27 protein-coding genes are annotated in these 20,964 nt (G+C 65.0%); all 27 read left to right on the top strand.

Annotated elements, in window-relative coordinates; all coding sequences use genetic code 11:
- Window positions 1-301: 301 nt before the first annotated feature.
- The 27 genes from AB2U09_RS06250 (at window position 302) to AB2U09_RS06120 (ending at window position 20,863) form a co-directional block, all read left to right on the top strand.
- Window positions 302-490, top strand: coding sequence for a hypothetical protein (locus AB2U09_RS06250; protein ID WP_459191840.1), 189 nt, complete (start codon window positions 302-304; stop codon window positions 488-490).
- A gap of 2 nt (window positions 491-492) precedes the next feature.
- The gene (locus AB2U09_RS06245) at window positions 493-765 is read left to right on the top strand and encodes a hypothetical protein (RefSeq protein ID WP_459191839.1); all 273 of its coding nucleotides are present in this window, start codon (window positions 493-495) and stop codon (window positions 763-765) included.
- A complete protein-coding gene (locus AB2U09_RS06240) occupies window positions 762-1,157 on the top strand; it encodes a hypothetical protein (protein ID WP_459191838.1) in 396 nt (131 codons plus the stop codon). Before AB2U09_RS06245 ends, AB2U09_RS06240 begins: the two co-directional genes overlap by 4 nt.
- Window positions 1,158-1,172: 15 nt before the next feature.
- Complete coding sequence (locus AB2U09_RS06235; protein WP_459191837.1) at window positions 1,173-1,904, top strand: hypothetical protein; 732 nt, start codon at window positions 1,173-1,175, stop codon at window positions 1,902-1,904.
- A gap of 112 nt (window positions 1,905-2,016) precedes the next feature.
- The gene (locus AB2U09_RS06230) at window positions 2,017-3,540 is read left to right on the top strand and encodes a hypothetical protein (protein ID WP_459191836.1); all 1,524 of its coding nucleotides are present in this window, start codon (window positions 2,017-2,019) and stop codon (window positions 3,538-3,540) included.
- A gap of 9 nt (window positions 3,541-3,549) precedes the next feature.
- Complete coding sequence (locus AB2U09_RS06225; RefSeq protein ID WP_459191835.1) at window positions 3,550-5,112, top strand: anti-CBASS protein Acb1 family protein; 1,563 nt, start codon at window positions 3,550-3,552, stop codon at window positions 5,110-5,112.
- The gene (locus AB2U09_RS06220; protein ID WP_459191834.1) at window positions 5,112-6,089 is read left to right on the top strand and encodes a putative phage head morphogenesis protein; all 978 of its coding nucleotides are present in this window, start codon (window positions 5,112-5,114) and stop codon (window positions 6,087-6,089) included. The genes AB2U09_RS06225 and AB2U09_RS06220 overlap by 1 nt, the downstream gene beginning before the upstream one ends.
- A gap of 49 nt (window positions 6,090-6,138) precedes the next feature.
- On the top strand, window positions 6,139-6,513 hold the full coding sequence (locus AB2U09_RS06215) for a hypothetical protein (protein ID WP_459191833.1): 375 nt from the start codon (window positions 6,139-6,141) through the stop codon (window positions 6,511-6,513).
- A gap of 2 nt (window positions 6,514-6,515) precedes the next feature.
- Window positions 6,516-7,112 carry a hypothetical protein gene (locus AB2U09_RS06210; protein ID WP_459191832.1) on the top strand — a complete coding sequence of 199 codons (597 nt, stop codon included), beginning with the start codon at window positions 6,516-6,518 and terminating at the stop codon, window positions 7,110-7,112.
- Window positions 7,113-7,260: 148 nt separating this feature from the next.
- On the top strand, window positions 7,261-8,898 hold the full coding sequence (locus AB2U09_RS06205) for a DUF7282 domain-containing protein (protein WP_459191831.1): 1,638 nt from the start codon (window positions 7,261-7,263) through the stop codon (window positions 8,896-8,898).
- Window positions 8,899-8,901: 3 nt separating this feature from the next.
- Entirely contained in the window at window positions 8,902-9,384 is a 483-nt protein-coding gene (locus AB2U09_RS06200; RefSeq protein WP_459191830.1) for a hypothetical protein, read from the top strand.
- Window positions 9,385-9,394: 10 nt separating this feature from the next.
- Window positions 9,395-10,549, top strand: coding sequence for a bacteriocin (locus AB2U09_RS06195; RefSeq protein WP_459191829.1), 1,155 nt, complete (start codon window positions 9,395-9,397; stop codon window positions 10,547-10,549).
- 5 nt (window positions 10,550-10,554) lie between these two features.
- Window positions 10,555-10,944, top strand: coding sequence for a hypothetical protein (locus AB2U09_RS06190; RefSeq protein ID WP_459191828.1), 390 nt, complete (start codon window positions 10,555-10,557; stop codon window positions 10,942-10,944).
- A 3-nt stretch (window positions 10,945-10,947) separates the two neighbouring features.
- Entirely contained in the window at window positions 10,948-11,346 is a 399-nt protein-coding gene (locus AB2U09_RS06185) for a hypothetical protein (protein WP_459191827.1), read from the top strand.
- A complete protein-coding gene (locus AB2U09_RS06180; protein ID WP_459191826.1) occupies window positions 11,343-11,720 on the top strand; it encodes an HK97-gp10 family putative phage morphogenesis protein in 378 nt (125 codons plus the stop codon). Before AB2U09_RS06185 ends, AB2U09_RS06180 begins: the two co-directional genes overlap by 4 nt.
- Before the next feature lie 2 nt (window positions 11,721-11,722).
- A complete protein-coding gene (locus AB2U09_RS06175; protein ID WP_459191825.1) occupies window positions 11,723-12,070 on the top strand; it encodes a hypothetical protein in 348 nt (115 codons plus the stop codon).
- Window positions 12,070-12,561: a hypothetical protein gene (locus AB2U09_RS06170; protein WP_459191824.1), complete on the top strand. Its 492-nt coding sequence runs from the start codon at window positions 12,070-12,072 to the stop codon at window positions 12,559-12,561. Before AB2U09_RS06175 ends, AB2U09_RS06170 begins: the two co-directional genes overlap by 1 nt.
- Before the next feature lie 56 nt (window positions 12,562-12,617).
- Complete coding sequence (locus AB2U09_RS06165) at window positions 12,618-12,740, top strand: hypothetical protein (protein WP_459191823.1); 123 nt, start codon at window positions 12,618-12,620, stop codon at window positions 12,738-12,740.
- A gap of 3 nt (window positions 12,741-12,743) precedes the next feature.
- The gene (locus AB2U09_RS06160; protein ID WP_459191822.1) at window positions 12,744-13,985 is read left to right on the top strand and encodes a hypothetical protein; all 1,242 of its coding nucleotides are present in this window, start codon (window positions 12,744-12,746) and stop codon (window positions 13,983-13,985) included.
- Window positions 13,986-13,989: 4 nt separating this feature from the next.
- The gene (locus tag AB2U09_RS06155) at window positions 13,990-14,334 is read left to right on the top strand and encodes a hypothetical protein (RefSeq protein WP_459191821.1); all 345 of its coding nucleotides are present in this window, start codon (window positions 13,990-13,992) and stop codon (window positions 14,332-14,334) included.
- Window positions 14,335-14,420: 86 nt separating this feature from the next.
- Window positions 14,421-14,588: a hypothetical protein gene (locus AB2U09_RS06150; RefSeq protein WP_459191820.1), complete on the top strand. Its 168-nt coding sequence runs from the start codon at window positions 14,421-14,423 to the stop codon at window positions 14,586-14,588.
- Window positions 14,589-14,612: 24 nt separating this feature from the next.
- Complete coding sequence (locus tag AB2U09_RS06145; protein WP_459191819.1) at window positions 14,613-17,159, top strand: phage tail tape measure protein; 2,547 nt, start codon at window positions 14,613-14,615, stop codon at window positions 17,157-17,159.
- Between the two features lie 2 nt (window positions 17,160-17,161).
- Window positions 17,162-18,607, top strand: coding sequence for a hypothetical protein (locus tag AB2U09_RS06140; RefSeq protein ID WP_459191818.1), 1,446 nt, complete (start codon window positions 17,162-17,164; stop codon window positions 18,605-18,607).
- Window positions 18,604-18,825 (top strand): hypothetical protein, encoded by a 222-nt coding sequence (locus AB2U09_RS06135; RefSeq protein ID WP_459191817.1) that lies wholly within the window; start codon window positions 18,604-18,606, stop codon window positions 18,823-18,825. The genes AB2U09_RS06140 and AB2U09_RS06135 overlap by 4 nt, the downstream gene beginning before the upstream one ends.
- Complete coding sequence (locus tag AB2U09_RS06130; RefSeq protein WP_459191816.1) at window positions 18,822-19,421, top strand: hypothetical protein; 600 nt, start codon at window positions 18,822-18,824, stop codon at window positions 19,419-19,421. The genes AB2U09_RS06135 and AB2U09_RS06130 overlap by 4 nt, the downstream gene beginning before the upstream one ends.
- 3 nt (window positions 19,422-19,424) lie before the next feature.
- Window positions 19,425-20,648, top strand: a complete 1,224-nt coding sequence (locus AB2U09_RS06125; RefSeq protein WP_459191815.1) for a hypothetical protein — start codon at window positions 19,425-19,427, stop codon at window positions 20,646-20,648.
- Between the two features lie 44 nt (window positions 20,649-20,692).
- Window positions 20,693-20,863, top strand: a complete 171-nt coding sequence (locus AB2U09_RS06120; RefSeq protein ID WP_459191814.1) for a hypothetical protein — start codon at window positions 20,693-20,695, stop codon at window positions 20,861-20,863.
- Window positions 20,864-20,964: the final 101 nt, after the last annotated feature.

Below are 20,964 nucleotides of genomic sequence, written 5' to 3'. Positions count from 1 at the left end.
GATACGTCGATATCGCGACCTGCAGTTCCTGTCACGACACCTGACACGGGACGTTCGGCTTCGGTTCCGCGGAGTGTCTGTACCCACCCGCTTTCGGCCGCATCTGTCGGCGACTGGCGAGCGACGCGGGGCCTATCAGCCCGGGGACAACCCGGGACGGCCACGCGTTCGTGCCCGGGTTCGATTCCCGACGCCGACCTTTCTGGATGATCCTATGGCGACCAAGAATAGTCCATCACTCTCACAACAGCTTCGAAATTGCAACAGACGCGCCGATCGGCGCTTGAGGGACCACGTAGGGATGAGCTTCCGCACGTTCAAGATTCTGAAGGCAACGACCCAACTCGTCGGGATGATCGGCGGCGTCTACGCGATGGCGCTCGGCGCTGATCCCGAGCTCGCCCTCGGCATGATGACCGTCATGTGGGGCGGCCCCGAGCTCATCGAGGTCGTCCTCGAATCCGGGTCAGACGGGGATGGTGGCAGCTGACCATGCCCCTGATCCCATCCAGCACCGACGAGTCTGAGACCGAGCGCGACGGCCCATTCTCGACGCTCCGGGAGATCCACGCCGCAACCGTCGGCCTGGCCGTCGGCGTCGTCGTCGGGCTGACCGGCCACATCGAGCTGGCCGCGCTGTTCGTCTTCATCGCTCTGGGCGCCAAGCTCGGGTCGGTCGGCCCGCTCGAAGACATCCGCCGGGAGCCCTGGTACGCGCTGGGGCTGTTCCTGGTCGGGCTGGCCATCACGGTCCCGCTTACATGACCGACGTACTCGTTGAGCCAGACGACCTCGCTCGGGAGCTCCGCGAGTACGTCCGCGAGAACCCGGACGTCCGCCACGAGGACTACCGCGACGCGGACAACCCGATCCGAGAGGCTTGCTACGTCCTCTCCGAGGCGTACTTCCACGCTCGCGGCGGCACAGAGAGCAGTCTCGACATCTACTGTCTCTCCTGGTCGGACGTTGACCCGGACTTCGAGGGCACACACTGGTTCCTTCGCGACGACGACGCCGTCATCGACCTGTCGCTTCCGGAGCCTGTCGACGGCGAGGACGTCCCGTGGTCCGCGGCGACGCGCCGGGCGTTCATCACCGGCTACGAGCCCTCAAATCGTTGCGAGCGAGTCCTGAACGCACTCGACATCGACTACTGAAATTCAATCAACCCCATGGACGTCGACGAAGACGAACTCATCGGCAAGCCTCTCGACGAGGTGCCCGAACAGGATCCGACCGACGAGTCCTGCATGGGCCGCCGGTGGGGGAAACAGGACGGAAAGAAGGTCTTCCGCGGCTACTGTGGGGCCTGGCCCGGTAAGGGTACAGACCACGTCGGCGAGGGTCGGTGTGATCGCCACGGGGGCGCCGGCGGCTCTGGTGGTGAGCGCGAAGACGCCGGCGCTCCCGAGGACAACACTAACGCCGTCACCCACGGCGCCTATGCCGACCACAACTCCTACTACAACGAGATCCTCGGCGATAAGATGCGGGAGTTCGTCGACGACGTCTTCGAGGACTACCTGCAGCAGTACCGCGAGCTCCACGGGGAGCCGCCCCTCGGGATCGAGGCCGAACTCTTCAGGATCTCGGTGACCCACGCAAAGGATATCGGCCTCGACCGGTGGGCTGACGAGCGGCCCGACGAGCTCGACAGCGGCCACCCACTCGTCGACAAGGAGACGACGAAAAAGTCCATCACCAACCGATACGGCGAGTCGGAGGTCGTCGAGCAGCGCCGGTACCGCGAGTCGGTGGTCACGAAGGCTCAGAAGCGGCTCAGCATCGATCGCCGGCAGTGGCTGAAGGACCTCGGCCTCCTGGAGGACCCGCAGTCCCAGACAGCCGACGCCCTTTCCGAGCTGAAAGACACGTGGAAGACATCCGCGCAGGGCGGTGGCTAATGAACGACTGCGAGTACTGCGGTGACGCGACCGACCCCGAGGAGATGTGTCGGAAGTGTCTCCTCGTCGTCGTGGGCGCCGCAATCGTCGAGGCGACACCTCGGAGGGCACCATGAGTACACAGGAACTGCCCGACGGCGTCGAGCAGCGCCTGCCAGAGAACTACACGGGGCCGGAGAAGTACTGGCAGGCCGCCGAGGACTGGTTCGGGGTCGCGCTTTCGCCCGAGCAGCGGGAGATCCACGAACACGTCGCCACCCATCAGTACACGCACCTCGAAGGTGGCAACGGCTTCGGGAAGACGTTCGGCATCGTCGCTCTCGCACTCGCGTTCCACAAGCGCCACTACCCGAGTTCGGTCGTCGTGACATCCGGGACGTACGGCAAGCTGAAGCGGACCTTCTGTGCCGACGCCGAGGGACTCCATCAGTCGAGCCCGCTGTTCGGCGAGTGGAAGTGGTCGCCGAACCCGCATATCGACATCGCGGACGAGCCCACGTGGCAGTTCGAGGTCATCAGCCCCGAGGACCCCGGGGAACTCGAGGGCGTCCACAACGACCACGTCCTGGTCATCGTCGACGAGGCCGACAAGAAGGACGTCGACCTGGAGACGCTGGACTCGATGGACTCGCTCATCTCTGACCGAAACGACCGGATGGTCGTCATCTCGAACCCGCCGGAGGACGAAACGAACGCGGTCGCGAACATGGGCGAGATCGGTCTCGAACCCGAGAAGCTGCAGTTCTCGACGTTCGACAGCCACAACGTCCACGTCGAACTCGGGCGTCGCGATGGCGACCGCATCCCGGGCCTGACCGGGCTCCACAAGCTCAAGAAGAAGTGGGAGGCGCACAACGGGGAGTCCTGGCCCGGCTACGACGAGGCCCGGGCGATGTCGCTCCCTGGGAACGCCGACTTCCGGAAGGACCTGAACACGCTGTGGTACCGGCGCTTCGCCGGGATCATGCCGCCGGCGGGCGCGACGAAGAACCGGCCGATCGAGGCCGACCTCGTCACTGCCGGCTACGTCGAGGACGCCAGCGAGTTCGACGGCTCGGGCCCGCGCAACGGGACCGGCATCGACGTGGCCCGCTCGGGCGACCGCACAGTCCAGATCGACGAGAACGACGGCACGCTGACCGTCGAGTACTCCGAGCCCGGGACGGACCATGCCGTGCAGTTCGATCGGATGTGGTCGAACCTGCAGTCGACGCCCGGCCCGCAGATCTCTCTCGACGCGGTCGGGGAAGGGTCGGGCAAAGCCGACGACACGGCCCGCCGATTCCCGAACGTCGACCGCTTCAAGGCCGGCGAGAACGCGGTCCAGTCGGACGAGTACAAAGACCGCTGGACCGAGGGCCTCGTCGAGCTCGGGAAGTGGCTCGAACGCGGCGGCGAGTTCACCGACTCCAGGCTGCGGAAGGAGCTGAAGATCGCCGCCCGGGAGCTGACTCTCTCGGAGACGTACATCAAGAGCCGCGACGAGCAGGTCTACGTCGCTGACCCGAAGGACAACGTCAAGACCCGACTCGGCCACTCGCCGGACCACCTCGACGCGGCGATCATGGCGATTTGCGCGGCGGAGGGGCTGCAGTCTGAGGAAGAAAGTGGCCCGAGCGGGTCGGGGACGTGGTGATTTTCGAACATGACTGACACATACGATTCCGAGACCAGCGAGTCGTCAAGCACCGGCGCCCAGGAAGCGACCGCCGACGCTGCCGGCGACGGTGACGTCCTCGAACTCACCGCCGCCGAGCAGGTCGACCTGACGATGCGGCAGACGCTCGCGGCCGTCCTCGGGGAGAACATCCAGGGCGGCGGCGAGGACTTCGACTACTACGAGGTGTTCGAGTGGGACAAGAACCCCGGTGTCAAGCAGTTCTACTCGCTGGCGCTCCGGAATCCCTACGCGTTCGCGGTCACCTTCTTGCCGGCGTCGACGTCTTGGCGGGAACCCCCGGAGATCGTCGACGACTCGGACGGCACTAACGGCAACCAGACCGAGTTCGAATCCGCGATCGCTGACCTGCAGGACGAGATCGACCTCTGGAACTACTGCAAGCGCGCGGACAAGCTCGCCGGCATCGGCGAGTTTGGCGTCCTCGTGCTCGAGTTCGACGATGTCCAGCAGGGAGATGTCTCCAACGGCGACAACGGGGAAGCGGTCAACACGGATGCGTTCGCGGACCCTGTCGGCGGCGCCGAGCAACTCACTGGCCTGCGCCCGTTCTCCGAGGAGTCGATCGACGACGTCGTCCTCGGCGGGCCGGGCTCGGGCCGCTGGGGCAAGCCCACGGAGTACCGACTCGACCTCTCCGACGAGGACGATCAGGAAGAGGCGACGATCTCCCAGACGGGCCCGGACACGATGCGCGTCCACCACTCGCGAGTGATCCACATCCACTCGGACGTGCTCCTCGACGACGAGGTCCGCGGGATTCCTCGGCAGCAACCCCTCTACAACAACCTGATCGATATCGAGCGGACGCTCGGCTCTGCCGGCCAGCTTGCCTACCGAGCGAGCGCCTGGGGGATCAACGTCAACATCGACAAGGACTTCGACTTGGAGGATGGCGGCGACACGCTCCGGGAGCACCTCCACCGCTGGGAAGTCGGCCTCGAGAACGTGCTCCGGACGCACGGCGCCGACGAGGTCCAGAGTCTCGGCGGCGAGGAGATCGACCCGTCGACGGTCATCGACCCGAACATCGAGGCGATCAGCAGCCAGCCGTACATGCCCCCGCAGTCAGTCCTGAAGGGCAACGAGACCGGCGAGCGCGCGACCACCCAGGACCTCGAGGAGTGGTACGGGAAGATCGGCGAGCGGCGCCGGGAGTTCGTCGAGCCGACGATCGTCCGCGCCCTCATCGACCGGCTGCTGAAGTTCGATATCATCCCGGCGCCGCAGGGGGGTAGCTACGAAGTGGAGTGGACGCCGCTCCACGAGACCAGTGCGAAAGACGAGGCGGAGATCCAGAACACCCGTGCGCAGATGCTCAAGCGGTGGACCAACGGCAACCCGGACGACTACCTCTCGCGAGAGCAGCAGCGCCAGTTTATCGAGGAGGGGCGGTTCCCATCTGAGATGGACGAGGTCGAACGGACCTTCGTCGACGAGTCGAACAACGAGGTCCAGTCGCAGTTCGAGGACCTCGAAGAGAGCGCGGCCGAGTTGATGGCGAGCGCACCGTCGGAGGCTGATGACTGATGGCCCCGAGTGCGACCAGACAGGACGTCCACACCGGCGCCGGCGCTAAGGGTGTGCTGGTCGCTCGGACAGACTCGCCGACCCAGACGAAGACTGTCGAGGAGCGCTACGCGCAGAAGATCCGCGGTGGTTTCCAGCGCGTCAACACGGTCGTCCGGGAGTACGTCGGCGACCGGGACGTCCTCGGCCTCGGCGACGGCGAACTGACGGCCGTCGAGGCCCCGCCCGACTTCTCGTTCATCCGTGACGACCAGAAGGTCTCGGAGTTCCGCGAGTGGGTCGACCAGGCCCAGGAGGACGAGATCCTCGACGTCGTCGGCGAGGGTGAGAACCGGTACGTCCGCCAGGCCTACGAGACGGGAGTTCGAGCGACGAACGCCGACATCCGGCGGTCTGGTGTCGGGGCGCCGGCGACAAACACGGCGGTCTCCCTGCAGCTTCCCGTCCATCAGGACACCCTGCAACGACTGTACACTCGGAACTTCTCGGAGCTGCAGGGGCTGACCGACGAGATGGGCCGCGAGGTCGCTCGCGAGCTCACCGAGTCGATGGCTCAGGGCGAAGGCCCCCGCGACGCGGCGAGGCGCATCACGGACGTCCTGGGGACGATCGAGGACGGAACTCCCCACGGCGCCCAGGCCCGCGCAACGACCATTGCCCGGACGGAGACGCTCCGGGCTCGACATCTCGCCGCACAGGAGCAGTACCAGCGCTTCGGCGTCGAGCTGGTTGAGCCACTGCTGGCGCCGGACGCTTGTCCGCAGTGCGTGGCGGTGGCCGCCGATGCGCCGTACGGGGTGAGCGAGATTTCGAGCATCTGGCCGGTCCATCCCAACTGCCGCTGCTCGGTCACCGTCTACACGGGCTCGGCAGAGGCGACGGCCAGCGCCTACCGCGTCCCCGTCGAGACGGCGAAGACGCTGGCGGCCAGCCCGGCGCCGATGACCCCCGACCGACTCCACGCGACCGGCGCGTGAGGGGCGAGCCCAGCGGCTGGACCCACTGACTCTTTTCAACTTCAGACCGATGACACAGAGCAAATCTCACGACACGATCGAGCCCCGCGACCAGACCGGGGAGAGCATCGTCGTTCGACAGCGCGGCTCGACGAGCGCGATCCTCTACCGATTCCTCAGTACACTCGACGTCGATGTCCACGTCACGCTCGAGGCGACCGACGAGATAGACGGCAAGAGCTTCGCCGAATCCGAAGCGCTGCCCATCGGCGGTGAGCCTTCTGACCCGGACGCCAACACGAAACTAATCCCGGCCGGGGACTCAACGACGCAGATCGAGTCAACGCTGTTGACCGAGGGTTGGCCGTGGCTTCGGTTCACGATCACACCACAGTCGACCCCGACGTCGGGCGACTTCGAACTGCGGGACATCAAGAACTTCTGACCATGACCGCAGACAAATACCGCCAGCCGGGAGATGCCGACAAGCATCTCGCCGATTGGCGCTTCAATTCCGCAACGGGCAGTGCGCTCACCACAGAGAGAACGGATATTGGGGGCGTCGTCAAGGAGAAGCTACAATCGGACTCGGCAGCCGAGTTGAACACGGGGCTGTCGTTCCAGGCCATCGATAACTCATATCCGGCATACGACCTCGTCGTCGTCGCTGAGGGTGTGTCTGATGCGTCAGACCTGCTCATGACGCTCAACGGCAAGTCGTATTCGGACTCCTACGAATATCGGAACAGGACGAACAACAACAACCAGACCGGCCAGTCCCACTGGAAGGTCGGGGACATCCGCGGGACGCCCGCGGGATGGCAGTGGGGGACGATCACGATCACGAACCGTCCAAACAACAATACGTCTCGGTTCGGGATGATCGCAGATGTTGCTACGTCGGATAACACCATCCCGGGCTACGCTGGGCGCCTCGATGCTGACGAGGGCCTCAGCTCCATTGAACTGTTCCCGGAATCCGGGATGAATGCCGACGGGGAGATACGCGCAGTGTTGCAGGGTCGAACAATCGAGGAGAGTTGATGCACGAGCGGAACGTGCGAGAGATAACCAGTAAGTAGCTGGTTACTACATCTGCCCCTTCTGAGGGGCCTGAAACCCGGCCGATGACCCTCACCCGACATCCACCGCGACAGCGGTGAGAGGCGAGGATCCGGGCCGACTGCTCACGATGACCAACGACAATCATGACCTGCGGGTGTCGGCTCGGACAGCCCGGCTAACCGCAGGTTCGAACGACGAAGACGAACCGCCCTATCGCTTCTCGGGCGTGGCGGTCGCCGCCGGCGATATCCTCCACATGGACGACGGGACGCCGGTCCTCTTCACGGAAGACGAGCTGAAGAAGGCGGCCGAGACACAAGCTGGCGAGCCGCTCACCAAGGACCACCCTGCAGATGAGGATGGTCGCCCCGTCTACCCCCCGCCGACCGACGAGACCGTCGGGAAGGTCCCCAAGGCGGGCTGGCTCGATAGCCAGCAAGCCGTCGGCTACGAGGCAACCGCGCATGACGAGTCGATCGCCCAGGGCGTTCAGGCCGGCAGCTACGAGGTGTCGGTCCACCCGACGTTCGAACTCGGGGCGAAAGACGAGAAGACGGGTGCGTACAAGGCGAAGAACATCACGTTCCGCGACCTGTCGATCGTCTCGAAGGGGGACTCGCCGTCGAACACAGCGGAGTGGGGGCCTAACCAGGCGCTCGCGTCCTACACGCAGGGGACTGACATCGGCGCCGAGCTGACCGCAGCCGACGGCATCGACGACGTCGACGATCCCGAGGGGCTGGTCGAGAAGCTCGCCCGGAAGTTCGGGATCATCGGCGACTCGGGCGACAGTCGCGGGGCAGTCTGGTTCAAGGACCAGACCAGCGACGGGACATCCGTTCGCGTCGACGAAGCCCGGTTCGCTGATGCCGAGTGGCAGCTGGCCGCGCACCTGGAGGGCGACGACTTCCCGAACATCGGGCCCGGGCTCGGACCTGCCATCGGGTCGAGCGACGTCTACGACGGCGGGAAGGTCGCGATGGACGCGACGGTCCCGTTCGACGACCCGCTCGACGAGGACACCACGGTCTACGTGGTCCTCCACTACGCCGGCGAGGGCGGCGAGGTCCTCGACCCGATCACCGCGGCTGACGGCGCATACTTCTACGACTCGGCGTTCGTCGGCGTCGCGCCGGACGGCGCCGAAGTCACGGCCGAGGAAAGTACAGGCACGGAGACGACGGGGGCGGAATCCTCCACGGATGCGGATCATGACGGTTCCAGCAACATGGACAGCAACACTCGAGAGCAGTACGTTCAGTTCCTGACCGCCAACGCCGGCTTCGCCGAGGAGTCGCTCGAGGCGATGGATGACGACGTGCTCGAACAGACGTACGAACTCGCTGCCGACGGCGCCGCGGACGATGCAGATGCCGACGGCGGCAGCAACGACGGCTCGGACGACCCGGATGGCGGAGGCCAGACGCTCGGTGACATGACCGTCGACGAGCTCGGTGACGCGCTGCGCGATCAGGGCTTCGTCACGCAGGATCAGGCCGGCGACCTCGTCGAGGAGGCGCAGGCCCAGGCCAGCAAGCAGCAGAAGGTCGACGAGATCATCGCGAAGGCCGACGACTACGACAAGGGCGATCGCGAAGATCTCCTCGCGTCGGCCGACGCGCTGGTCGACCGCGAGCACCAGCGGGTCCGCGGCGAGCTGACGGCGCAGCTGCCGGGCTCGGCCGGCGCCGGCCCGAGTCTCACGGCGGGCGCGGGTTCGGATGCCGACGCTGACGACTACGGTACCGGGGTTCAGGAGGACTAACTCATGATCGCACAGAACCAGTCCGTCATCGCACAGGTCAACGGCTCAGAGAGCTACGTCGACGGGAGCGCGGATGGTGCTATCCTGCCGGGGACTGGCGTCGAGTGGTACCGCGACGCCGACGGCGATGTCCAGGTCCGGCAGGTCGGTGCCGACTCGAAGACCAAGCGCGTTGCTCGCGAGCAGCGCAACCCGCCGCGCAGTCTCGGTTCGGCAGGAGAATCGCCGCTCGACGACCCCTACGACTCGGGCAACGACCTCGAAACCGTCGGCTTCCGGCGGCACGACCGGGCCCGACTCCGGAAGAGTTCCAACGCCTCGGCCGACCCGACTGACGCCGAAGCGGCCTGGGACCAGAACGGGAAGATCACGGACGCAGGTGGGACCGTCGACGGGACGAACTCTCCTTCGGAGTTCGTCGGGCGTGTCGTCGAAGAGATCGCCCGTTCGGGCGAGGACAACCTCCTCGTCGTGGAGTTCTACTGAGGTACCTGACATGAGTGCAACCAACGTCTCTACTGAGACCAAGTGGTCGAAGAGTGTCGAAAATGACCTGTCGCTGACCGCCCAGAAGGCGCTGTTCAACCCGGTACCCAAGGTGCGGGAGCAGGCGCTCCAACAGCTCCGCGCGGAGTCGCCCTTCAGCCCGGAGCAGTGGGACCAGCTCGACAAGGCAACCGGTGTCAAGAGCACCAACCCCACCGCCGAACTGACGGCGGACTCGACGCTGGAGGTCGACTCGTGGGCGCAGTACGCGGACATGGTCCTCAGCGACCAGTTCGTTCAGTCGACCGTCGTTGATCAGCTGATCGGGGCTGGCTTCGTCGCATCGAGCGACCTCTCACGGTACGCACACTTCTCGCCGATGAGCGGGACCCGTCTCGAGGGTACGACGTCGATGAACCTGCGAACTCGCAGCGAGCAGGAGATGACGGGCCATGCCCTCGATGGCGTCCCGCTCCCGATGGACATCGTCACCTACCAGATCGACGCTCGTGAGTTCCAGAACGCGCAGGCGTTCGGCGAGAGCTTCGACGACTCGGTCGGAACTGAAGCGCGACAGGCCCTCAACCGCCTGGAGCACAACAAGCTCTGGGACGGCTGGGGCCCGGACGTCCAGACTGAGCGCGGACTGCTCTCCGTAGACGGGCTGGACTCGAACATCAACGAGATCATCCAGGCCAGCACCTCCACCGGCTGGATCGGTGATGCTGCCGGGATGCTCGACGACATCGACACGCTCCACGACTCGATCGAAGACCAGTCCGACGTCGTCGACGAGGACGACGTCCCGCTGGTCAGCGAGGTCGGTGCGTGGCTGTTCGTCCCGCGGGCGATGTGGGGCGAGTTCACCCGCGAAGACTATGAGACCGAGCAGGCCGACGAGACGGTCCGCAACCGCATCGAGCGGAAGTACGACTACCTCAATATCGTCCCGGCGCCGCGCCTGAACTCCGACAGCGTCATCATGATGCTGGACGACCCGCGGTACTTCCAGATCGTCAACGCCCAGGGCGTCACCAACACCAGCTGGGAGTCTGACGGCGGCGCCGCGCTGAACAACCGCCTCATCAGCTCCCGGACGCCGTTCATCCGCACCCAGCCCGACGGCATCTCGGGTATCACCCGGATGACCGGGATCGACGCCTGAGGCTCATGACTGACACCGTACCCGTCCGCGTGACGGACGGCGACGTCTGGGTCGACGGCGATCATCTCACGCTCGGTGACGAGACCGAGATCCCCTCCGTGGTCTACGAACGGATCTCTGGCTCGTTCGCCCGCCTCGACGAGGCCGCCGGGGACGACGAAACCGAGAGCGCGGAGGCCCAGAGAGAAGACGCGAGCAGCGAGGCCTCTGACATCGCCGAGGACGACCTCGACCCACACCCAGAGGACCTCACCGTCGACGAACTCGAAGCCCGAATCGAGGACGTCGACGATGTCGACCTCCTGAGCACGATCCTCGACGCGGAAAAGGCGTCTCGGAATCGAACCACGGCAACGGACGCCATCGAGACCCGCATCCGCGAACTGGAGGACTAAGCCATGCCCACTGCCTCGGCGGACGATGTTCGTGTAGAGGTCGACACGTATCTCGACGACACGGACATCGAGGGTGCCGACGGCGATCCCGATGACGACGGGATCCTCGGACGCATCGAGCGAGACATCGACCGAGAGATGGACGCTCCGCCAGGTGACGGGACAGACGAGCGGCGGGACCTGGAGGCCGTACTCGCGGCGCTATTCATCGCGACGACCCGGGACCGTGCAGAGTCGAAGGCCTCGAGCGGACGGACGTCCGCTACGTACGAGGAGTCGGTCGTCGACCAGCTCCGCTCCCGGGCGAAACATCTCGGCGCGCCAGACTCGCTCGCCGGTCTTTCGGGCACCCGGCGCAATGCGTCGATCACGGCGCCGGACGCCAAAGGCTGGTCGCCATGAGCGGCTGGGGGACGACCATCATGGGCCTCGACGCTGTCTTCGACCTGTTCGAGGAGATCAAGGTCCAGTACGACGGCGGCTCGGTCTACGTCGCCGGCCCGACGGTCGACTACGCGGTCCACAACGAACTCGGGACGTCGAAGATGGAGGCCCGTCCGTTCATGCGCCCCGCCGCGGAGCGCGTGCAAGCCGATCCCGAACGGTACGCCAAGCAAATGGCGTCGACGCACGGTATCGATATCTCGACCGAGGAAGGACTCGTGAAGGCGCTCGCGCTGGCCGTCCAAGACCAAGGCAAGCGGATTGCTGACCAGAAGGACATCCGCGACACCGGCAACCTGATCGCGAGCATCTCAATCCAGAAGGTACAGTAGCCATGCACGGACCAGCCCAGCGACTCATCCAGAAGCAAGGGACGGAGTACACCGTCCAGAACGCCAGCGGTGGCGGCGGCCGGGATGTCCCCAGCTACTCAGACGACGGGACGATCGTCGGCGTACTCGAACAGCGCGGGATGCCCCGCACGGTTCAAGACTCCAGCGGGACCGACGTCGAGGCCGACGTCGAGATCCGTGCTATCCCCGACGGGGTGACGCTCCGGGAGGCCGGCAGCGCGGACGGCTATCCGACGAAGCTGGTCCATCCACAGGGCCAGACCTACCGAGTCCTTGCGACGTTCCCCGAAGACTCCGGCGTGACCGTGCTAACGGTGGTGCGTGACTGATGGTCGACCCCAAAAGTGACCTCGTCGGCTACCTCCGCGCCAACGTCGACCCGTCGGCCATCCCAGTGCCGTTCACGAACGCCGACGACATCGTTTTTGCAGACTACGACGGCGGCGCCGGCCCGTTCCCACAGGTCGCGGTCGTCTCGAAAGACCCGGTCGTCCCCGGCGGCGGGCAGACGCAGGCGACGGGGATCGACCCGACCGGCGCCGGGCCGGTCCAGGATGTCATCTATCTCGTGCAAGTCGACTGCTGGGGCGGGCCGGATGACGCCGACGTCTACGCGAACAACGGCAGTCACCCGGACGTGGTCGCGAACGAGCTCGGCGAGGAGATCGCGGCGACCTGCCGCGTCGGGAGCGTTGGCGCGCCGGACGGTTACGAGTGGATGTTCGCGGAACCACCCACCGAGGCCGACGACACGGACCAGTCGCCGACCGAGCACCGCGATATCGTGACTGTCCGGATGAAGGTCACGTACGCACCCTGACCATGCGACTTACAACTACGAATCCCGCTCTCCGGGAGTTTTACGACGACGACTTGATGGGCGAACGCTACGACCCGCCCGGAATCACGTTCCACGCGACTGGAACGTCTCAGGAAGTCGCCGAAGACGTCGGTGAACGCCTCGTCAAGCACTACGACGACATCGAACTCGCAGAGTAACACATGAGCACGACAGCAAGTGATACCCCCGAATCTGGACAGCTACCCGGGCGCTACGAATGGGTGGTCGAACCCGCGCGCGGCGAAGTACCGGCAGATCCCGACTGGAACGTCGCATCGGACGTGATGCGGTCGTTTGAGGCCGAGGCTGGCGCCTCGCTCGGCCGGCAGGACGCCCTCGGAACGCCCGACGCCGTCGACCACAACCGAGCAATGGAGGAACCCAGCCTCTCGCTGGGATACGACCTGCAGCGCTTCCCGGTCGACACCAACGGCGACCCGCAGGACCCGTCGGCGTACGGGATCCTCCGGGACGAGTACAACCGACTCGAGGGCACGCTCCTCTGGGTCAGCCGGCGCGAGTACCCCGGCGGTAACGACGGCGCCGGGGTCCGTGAGTACACGGTGGTTCGCGGCGCCGCGGTTTCGTCGGTCTCACCGACGCTCGACCCGAGCGGTGAGAACCCTATCTTGATGGAGCTGGAGCACCAGCCGTTCAAGGTTCGCTCCTACAAGATCCATCAGCCAAGCTCGGGCACGACGCTCGACATCGTCTCGGACTCGGCGAACGACTCGATGGACGTCACGATCGAGGACGAAGGCGCAGCAATGGCCGAGACGGTCTCCCTCAACGGGACGACGACGGTCACGACGACCTCGTCGTTCAGTGATATCGACGCCATCTGGCTCGCGGACAACCCCGAGGGAGACATCGAGATCACCGACGGGTCCGGCACGACCCTCTGCGAGATTGAGGGTGGCCTGACCTACAGCGACGATGATCAGCCCGTCGATGGCGACCGGGGTGTCCCAGCACTCGGCTCGGGATCACACGCAACGGAGATCGGCACCAGCTTCGAGCACTTCGTCGGCGACCGCTTCGAGCGGCCCGTCGGGGAAGCAATCCGGCCGCGCGTCAACAGCGCGAGCTGGACGGTCGAGAACGACATCAACACGTCGGCGCTGCATGACACCCTCGCCCCAGCCATCGACGAAGGCAGCCGGACGGTCTCCGTCGAGGCAGACGTCGCCGGGGAGTACGTCTCTCACGACTCGATGATGGAGTCGCTCCAGAAGGTACAGCACGACCTCGAACACGAGCTCTCTGGCGGAGTCTTCTCGTTCAAGAACACGACTCCGACCGACTCGGCATCTCGGACGGCGGAGTCCGACCAGGGCGTCGCGTCGATGTCGGAGACGCTCTCGGCATCGGGAGACCCGGCTATCACCATGAGTACGAACTAAATCTATGAGTGAGTACGGACTCCCGGATATCCGGGACAAGGACGGTGAACTGCAGGCGGTCGAACACACCTACGAGTGGAACGGCGACGACGTCACGATCAAGCTCATCCCGCCGACCATCGCCGAGTACGAGTCCTACGAGGACCTCGGCGATGAGGCCGGCGCCGGCGAGCTCCAAGAAGTCGTCGACGATCATCTCGAGAAGCCCGAGATCGCGGGCGAACCAACGACAGCCGAGCTCCTCTGCTACGTGCACGGCATCGTCGACTACTGCAACGGCGGCGGTGGCTTCGCCGGTGAGGTCCAGGAGGAACTCGACCAGCGCCAGGACGCCGCCCCGGGAAACTGACCGAGACCGAGTCCCGAGCGTCGTTCATCTCGTGGCTGCACGCTGAGACGAACTATACCTTCAACGGAGATGCACCGATAGCGGGCTTGACGCCCGCCGAAGCGGACACACTACTTCTCGGGCATCTCGTCCGACAGGAGCAACGACAAGACAGGACTGGGACGTCGGACCCGCTCCGCAACCGCAAGCGCGAACTCGAACAGGGCCAGCAGCAGGCGCGCCAGGAGATGCTCGCCGACGCCGGCTTCCACTGACCTAACACTCACGACTGATTTCTCATGCCAGCAAATCCCTTCAGTAGAGACCCAGCCGTCACCGTCGGTGTCGGCGCCGATACCGACGGGTTTAACGACGAGATCGACGGCGCGACGGAGAAACTCGGGACATTCCGGATGGCCGTCGGCGCCGCCGGCGCAGCACTCGGGGCGCTCGCGACGGGCGCGCTCGCGAAGAGCGCCAGCGCCGCGGCGAACTTCGAGGAGGCGATGGTCGAGGTCGAGAAGGTCACCTCGCCGGAGACGGCCGAGAAGATGTCCGACTCGATCCAGGACCTCGCGACGGAGATCCCGCTCGCGCAGGACGAACTCGCTGGACTAGCCGCCGACGCTGGCCGGTTCGGCGTCACGGGTCCGGAGAACATCGAGAACTTCACTGAGTCGGTCGCGAAGATGGCCGAAGCGACGGACCTGAGCGCGACAGAGGCCGGCGAGTCGCTGGCGCGCCTCTCGCAGCTGACGAACACGCCCATCTCCGAGATCGAGAACCTCGGGTCGGTCATCAACTCGCTGTCGAACTCGATGGCGACGTCGTCGCAGGAAGTCGTTGACTCGATGATGCGATCGTCCGCGGCGCTCTCCCAACTGGGCCTGAACCAGCGGGAGATTGCGGGACTGTCGGCCTCGCTCAACGAGGTCTCCGAATCCTCGGAGCGGGCGGGCACGCGACTCCGTCGTCTCAGTCAGGAGCTGATGAACCCGAAGAAGATCGGGGACATCGCGGCCGCCCTCGGGATGACCCAAGAGGAGTTCGTCCAGATGCGGAAGAACTCGCCGAACGAGCTCATCACGGAGATGGCCTCGGCGATGGGCGAAGGCGGTGAGACGGCTGACGCACTCCGGCAGGCGCTCTCGACGACGTCGAGGCAGGCACTCGGCGCGCTGTCCCAGAACCTCGAAGGTGCTGCTGAAGCGCAGGAGACGGCAAATCGTTCCTTCGAGGAAGGGACCAGCCTGCAGGAAGAGTTCGACGCGGCGACGGACACGTTCAACGCGCAACTGCAGCTGACGAAGAACCGCTTCCGGAACCTCGCCATCGAGGTCGGGAACGTTCTGCTCCCGCCACTCTCGAAGCTGCTGAAGCGGTTCAACGACCTGATGTTCTCCAGCGACTCGCTGGTGTCGTCGCTGACCGCTGAACAGAAGGCCTTCGGGCTGGTCGCGATGGCAATCGGTGGCGCGGCGACGGCGGCCGCGTCGTTCCTGCCGGTCGGGAGCGCGCTCGCGACGACATTCACCCTCTTGACTGGCCCGGTCGGCGCCGTCGCGGCGGGACTCACCGCGTTCGGCGTTGCGTACCGCAGGAACATCGCCGGGATCGGCGACAAGACGAACAAGACGGCCGGGAAGTTCCTGACTGCCGTCCAGCGCGTCAAATCCACGCTGAAGAGCCAGTTGATCACGCCGTTCCAGACGGCCGGGTCGCAGTCGAGACAGACGCTCTCGGAAATCCGCAGTGAATTCCAGCAGTCGACGAAGATCATCCGGACGGCAGTCAACCGGTTGACCAATGCGGTCTGGACGAACGGGTTCCAGCCGTTCCTGAACAATCTCGACCGGCTCTGGAAGGCGCACTTCGCCGGCGAGGACGGGATCGTCGCGAACGCCCGGACTGCGATGAACGCGCTCTGGGGGAACGTGATCCGGCCGGTTCTCAATCTGATTCAGGCGGCCTGGAACAGGTTCGATGACGACGTCATCAGGATCGTCAGGGGGCTGGTCGGGACGCTCCAGACTGTCGTCTCGGTCGGCCTGAACAACCTCCTCGGGACGGTCAACATCATCCTTGACCTCCTGTCCGGCGACTTCGAGGGTGCCTGGGAGACAATGGTCGAGGTCGGGAAGACGAACCTTAAACTGATTGCAGAATGGCTCGGTGGATCTGGGAAGACTCTCATCGGCGGCGCCATCGGACTCATCGTTTCCGCGATCAAGGCACCATTCGAAGAGCTCTACGACTGGCTCATCGGAAACTCGCTGATCAAAGACCTCATCAACGACTCCGTCTCGTGGCTGGAGAAAACGGGCAAATCGCTTGCTAAAGGCGCTTTCGAGACGGTTACCGATGGAGTCGAGAAGGGGGTTGATTATCTGATCGGGACTGGTGAAGGAACCCTGTACGGTGATGCGAAGAGTGCTCTTAGGGATATCATCACGTACATCGAGGACGACGCGACGTCGGACATCAAGAGCGCCATGACGTCGATGTTCGATGGCCTGGGGAGTGCAGCTTCAAACGCCTTCGAGGATGCGTTTAACAGCAGCATCCCAGACCAAGTATCCATCCCGTCGACGACCGTCGCCGGAAAGAAGATCGGCGGTGGATCGATTGACCTACCGTCTCTCGACACTGGTGGCTATATCGAGAAGAGGGGACTCGCGATGCTCCACGCCGGCGAGCGGGTCGTTCAGGCTGCCAAAGTCGACCGCGACGGCGGTGGTGATGATGGACCGACCATCCACGTCGAGAAGATCGAGGCATCGAGCTACGAGGAGGGTCGAGCCGCTGGACGTGGTCTCCTGGACGAAGCGGAGAGCCACGGACTCTAACGATGCCACGGACAGTCGCCGACGCCGAGCTCGAAGTCTACGCCGCCGACAACGGGACGGACTCCCCCGACGTCGTCATCCCTGGAGACGATATCCAGCGGGTCAAAACCAAGCGACGGATCGGCGCGCTCAAAGACACCGGCTCGTTGGACCTCAGCAACACGCACGGAAAGTACGACCGCGAAACACTCACGACCGGAGACCGCCTCGTCTGGCGGACGCGTCTTGAGGGCGAGGCCAGTCTCTCGGACCGCTGGACTGCGATCGCTGGCGTGCCCGAGCACTCGTTCGGCGCGGGGACGCAGCGAACGATCAGCGTCTCGCTGACGGACTTCGTATTCGGGGTACTCGACTGGCGTCTCGTCTACAACTCGTTCGAGTCGACACCCATCTCCGGGTCACCGGACGCCATCCTCGAAACGCTGCTCTCGAACAAAGCACCCGAGATCGGCCAGTCGCAGATCCAGTCCGTCGGGACGACCGCGAACTACTTCTCCAGCGGGACGTCGTTGTTCGAAATCGTCGGCGACCTGCAGACCCTCAGCGACGCCGTCGTCTACAACGATGGTCGAGATCTCGTCTTCCGCCCGTTGGGCGACATCACCACGCAGTGGCAGCTGCAGCGCGGCCGGAACGGCGACATCCGAACCGGGAGCGTCAGCGGGGCCGATGATGACCTCGCGAACGTCGTCCGCGTCGACGGAGGGACATCGCAGGCCGTCGACGACGAGCAGACGACCCAGAGCAACTACACGACGGTCACGACGTCGTCCCGATTGACTCACCAACTCTCGACGCGGAAGTCGGAAGTCGACCGCATCGAGGTCTGGACGCGGACTACCGGGTCTGGTGAACAACTTACCGTCCGACTTCAGAAGGACGACGGCGGCGCGCCGGTCGCCCCGTCGGACCAGCAGTCGGACATTGTCAATAAGACGCTTGACTCGACGTTTCTCGCCGACGATGGGTACACAACGTTCATCTTCGCGTCGCACACGCTACCTGAGTCGAATCCGTGGGTCATCATCGAGACAGACGGCTCAAGCGGACAGGAGATTGGCACCGACGGCAGCGGCGCACCTGCGTACCGGGCGTACTTCCCGTACCCATTGGATATCCGTGCTCGCGCCGGCGGTAGCATCGACGAGTACCGGCGCCGGGAAGACCGTATCCGTGACGATGAACTCGAGACGCTCGCCGCTGCACAGGACACGGCCGAGGCAGAGGTGGGCAAGCGGGGCGCCCCGCGATTGACCATCTCGGCGCCAGCGCATTCGGTCCGGGCGCACAACCTGACGCCCGGGGACGCAGTCGATGTCGACTGGCCGCGAGAGGGCGTTCAGGGCCCCGTCGTTTGTACTCAAGTTCAGGAGACCCACTCGGCCGGCAGCAACCGCCTGGAGACGACTCTGACGTTCGAGCAACAGTCCACACTCCGACAGACATGACCGATGATCCACTCCGCGAGGTGGTTCGCCGCCTCCGACGACAGTCGAGAGATCTGGAGCGCCTGAAGGGGGCGAACGCCCGCGACGGCGCCGTGAACATCCTCCGGCGAGTGACTGGGACCGCTGAGGCCGACGACACAGTGACCACCACCGTCGAGAGCTCCGGCGGCTTCCAGTGGGACCAAGGGAGCTGGGACCAGGACCGATGGGAGCCATGATCCAGAGACGGATCAGCTGGCTGCTGGATCGACTCCCCGCGGGGCCGCTCCGGCGGCGAGTGTCCTCAAGCGCGGCGGTCGCTGGGGAAGTTGACCTCGCCGTCTGGGACGTCTCCACGCTCCGCGAGGAGATCCCGGACTGGGACGACCTCGACCAGACGGAGAAGGTCGCCCGGCTTCAGGACCTTGACGTCGAACCAGAACAGCGGGGCCACTCCCGGAACACGGTCAACGACGACTGGCACGAACACGTCGTCGACATCCTCGACCGTGGGCAAAACCCCGACGCGGTTGAAGCAAGCCACTTCGCGGTCGGGACGGACAACACGGCGCCCACGTCCGGGGACGACGGGCTCGGAGGCGAGGTCTACCGCAGTTCCGTCGCGACGACGAGCGACGACGGACGCGACCTCACCGTGACGTGTTTTCTCGACAGCACCGAGGCGAACGGCCACTCACTCGTAGAGATGGGGCTGTTCACCGGCCCCCAGAGTAGCGGCGAGTTGCAGTTGAATCACGCGCTCATCGATGCGATCAACAAGACCGACGGGAAGGTCGCCACCCTCATCGTCACCCTGCAGTTCCGGAGCGTCTAACTCATGACAGATAAGGTAAACCCCACACTCGACGGCAATCCGTCGTCACAGCAGACGGCGGCGGCGATCCGCTTCGCTGGCGGTTCGTCCGACGGCTGGATCGTTCCTGCGGGCAGCGACCCTGCGAACATCGCGACGGACGACGACGTCATCGACGAGACGGCGCTGAACGCATTCACGGGGTCTCACTCCTCGAGTTCGTTCGACGTCACCGTCGACCCGGGACAGGCCTACGTCGGCGGTGCGTGGCTCGCCCGGGACATCACGACGACCGTGACGCTCGACGCGTCGACGGTAGACCAGACCGTCTATGCCGGCTGGGACGTGACGTCGTCGAACACGGTGCTCATCGGCACCGCCTCGGAGTTCGACCCTCGCGACCCCCGACTCCCGCTCTTCGACTTCGATACGGACAGCAGCGGCGTGACTGCCGTCACGGACCGCCGGAACCTCGACGGCTATCGCATCGCGAACGACGTCGTCGAGGGGCTGCTGAACCTCGGAGACGCCGCGTTCAGCGGCTATCCGCTGGACTCTGAGGACCTCTCGAACGCGGCTGTGACGCAGGCCAAGATCGCGGCCGGCGCCGTCGGGAGTGGCGAAATCGCGACTGGCGCTGTCGGGAGTGACGAGATCGCGACCGACGCCGTCGGGAGTGGCGAGATCGCGACCGGCGCTGTCGGGAGTGACGAAGTTGAAGATGGGTCGGTCGGGCAGGGAGACCTCGGGTTCGACCCGGCGACGCAGACCGAGCTGGACAATCACGAAGCCAACTCCTCTGCACACCACGCGCGGCCTGGATCAACGCAAACCACGGGGATATCGGGGGGCTACATCTCGGATCAGGTTTCGGATGAAGCGTATCGAGATGGCGACGACAGCACGCGGGACCAGCGGGTGCAGGACGCGGACCCGCGCGACGCAACTGAGGAGTTCGAGGTAGAGTCACGCTACGCCGATGGGTTCCGGATGCTGTGGGCGACTGGCGGCGGCGTCGATCTTGAAGAAATCGAGGTCCGGCGGGATGGTACGTGGGTGACGATTGCGACTCCAGGAACGTCAAATAGCTCCTCGAGCTGGGACTCGTGGACATTCAACGAGGGCCAAGTCGATAAGCTCCGATTTCATGTGTATTATGTCGGGTCAGTAGACGGCACGGGGCACTTCTCGATTTTCGAGTTGGAGCTACACACCGTCGCGCTGCCCGAACATAGTCACCAGATATGAGGCGAGAGCAACTAACACATGAAAAGCTGGATGCACTGTTGCGGATGATCAGCGAGGATGGCGTGACGGCGTCGGGCGAGGCGCCGCCACCCGAGTACATCGACGAGATCCGAAGCGTCGCTCAATTAGGGGACGCAGAGAAGATCGCGGTCGCCCACTGCCGCGGCGTCGACGCTTCTGACGCCCTCGATGAAGTTGGTCCCGGACAGGAATAAACGATACCGGCGGAATCCGGTGCGACCTTCTCGGTAGTGAGTTCAGGCAGCGCTTGGCCGACGGCGGCGTCGACGAGCAGCTTCCCACCTCGGATCAGCGG

This window comes from Halosimplex yunnanense, from assembly GCF_054504345.1.
Note: the sequence above shows the minus strand (reverse complement) of the source record. Positions and strands in the feature narration are given on the sequence as shown.

Excerpts from the sequence above, each read along its gene's own strand:
- AB2U09_RS06190 (WP_459191828.1), top strand. The coding sequence starts at position 10,555 with ATGACTGACACCGTACCCGTCCGCGTGACGGACGGCGACGTCTGGGTC.
- AB2U09_RS06235 (WP_459191837.1), top strand. The coding sequence starts at position 1,173 with ATGGACGTCGACGAAGACGAACTCATCGGCAAGCCTCTCGACGAGGTG.
- AB2U09_RS06155 (WP_459191821.1), top strand. The coding sequence starts at position 13,990 with ATGAGTGAGTACGGACTCCCGGATATCCGGGACAAGGACGGTGAACTG.
- AB2U09_RS06220 (WP_459191834.1), top strand. The coding sequence starts at position 5,112 with ATGGCCCCGAGTGCGACCAGACAGGACGTCCACACCGGCGCCGGCGCT.
- AB2U09_RS06175 (WP_459191825.1), top strand. The coding sequence starts at position 11,723 with ATGCACGGACCAGCCCAGCGACTCATCCAGAAGCAAGGGACGGAGTAC.
- AB2U09_RS06250 (WP_459191840.1), top strand. The coding sequence starts at position 302 with ATGAGCTTCCGCACGTTCAAGATTCTGAAGGCAACGACCCAACTCGTC.
- AB2U09_RS06170 (WP_459191824.1), top strand. The coding sequence starts at position 12,070 with ATGGTCGACCCCAAAAGTGACCTCGTCGGCTACCTCCGCGCCAACGTC.
- AB2U09_RS06205 (WP_459191831.1), top strand. The coding sequence starts at position 7,261 with ATGACCAACGACAATCATGACCTGCGGGTGTCGGCTCGGACAGCCCGG.
- AB2U09_RS06215 (WP_459191833.1), top strand. The coding sequence starts at position 6,139 with ATGACACAGAGCAAATCTCACGACACGATCGAGCCCCGCGACCAGACC.
- AB2U09_RS06165 (WP_459191823.1), top strand. The coding sequence starts at position 12,618 with ATGGGCGAACGCTACGACCCGCCCGGAATCACGTTCCACGCGACTGGA.
- AB2U09_RS06230 (WP_459191836.1), top strand. The coding sequence starts at position 2,017 with ATGAGTACACAGGAACTGCCCGACGGCGTCGAGCAGCGCCTGCCAGAG.
- AB2U09_RS06140 (WP_459191818.1), top strand. The coding sequence starts at position 17,162 with ATGCCACGGACAGTCGCCGACGCCGAGCTCGAAGTCTACGCCGCCGAC.
- AB2U09_RS06145 (WP_459191819.1), top strand. The coding sequence starts at position 14,613 with ATGCCAGCAAATCCCTTCAGTAGAGACCCAGCCGTCACCGTCGGTGTC.
- AB2U09_RS06130 (WP_459191816.1), top strand. The coding sequence starts at position 18,822 with ATGATCCAGAGACGGATCAGCTGGCTGCTGGATCGACTCCCCGCGGGG.
- AB2U09_RS06180 (WP_459191826.1), top strand. The coding sequence starts at position 11,343 with ATGAGCGGCTGGGGGACGACCATCATGGGCCTCGACGCTGTCTTCGAC.
- AB2U09_RS06160 (WP_459191822.1), top strand. The coding sequence starts at position 12,744 with ATGAGCACGACAGCAAGTGATACCCCCGAATCTGGACAGCTACCCGGG.
- AB2U09_RS06240 (WP_459191838.1), top strand. The coding sequence starts at position 762 with ATGACCGACGTACTCGTTGAGCCAGACGACCTCGCTCGGGAGCTCCGC.
- AB2U09_RS06185 (WP_459191827.1), top strand. The coding sequence starts at position 10,948 with ATGCCCACTGCCTCGGCGGACGATGTTCGTGTAGAGGTCGACACGTAT.
- AB2U09_RS06210 (WP_459191832.1), top strand. The coding sequence starts at position 6,516 with ATGACCGCAGACAAATACCGCCAGCCGGGAGATGCCGACAAGCATCTC.
- AB2U09_RS06195 (WP_459191829.1), top strand. The coding sequence starts at position 9,395 with ATGAGTGCAACCAACGTCTCTACTGAGACCAAGTGGTCGAAGAGTGTC.
- AB2U09_RS06245 (WP_459191839.1), top strand. The coding sequence starts at position 493 with ATGCCCCTGATCCCATCCAGCACCGACGAGTCTGAGACCGAGCGCGAC.
- AB2U09_RS06135 (WP_459191817.1), top strand. The coding sequence starts at position 18,604 with ATGACCGATGATCCACTCCGCGAGGTGGTTCGCCGCCTCCGACGACAG.
- AB2U09_RS06225 (WP_459191835.1), top strand. The coding sequence starts at position 3,550 with ATGACTGACACATACGATTCCGAGACCAGCGAGTCGTCAAGCACCGGC.
- AB2U09_RS06125 (WP_459191815.1), top strand. The coding sequence starts at position 19,425 with ATGACAGATAAGGTAAACCCCACACTCGACGGCAATCCGTCGTCACAG.
- AB2U09_RS06200 (WP_459191830.1), top strand. The coding sequence starts at position 8,902 with ATGATCGCACAGAACCAGTCCGTCATCGCACAGGTCAACGGCTCAGAG.
- AB2U09_RS06120 (WP_459191814.1), top strand. The coding sequence starts at position 20,693 with ATGATCAGCGAGGATGGCGTGACGGCGTCGGGCGAGGCGCCGCCACCC.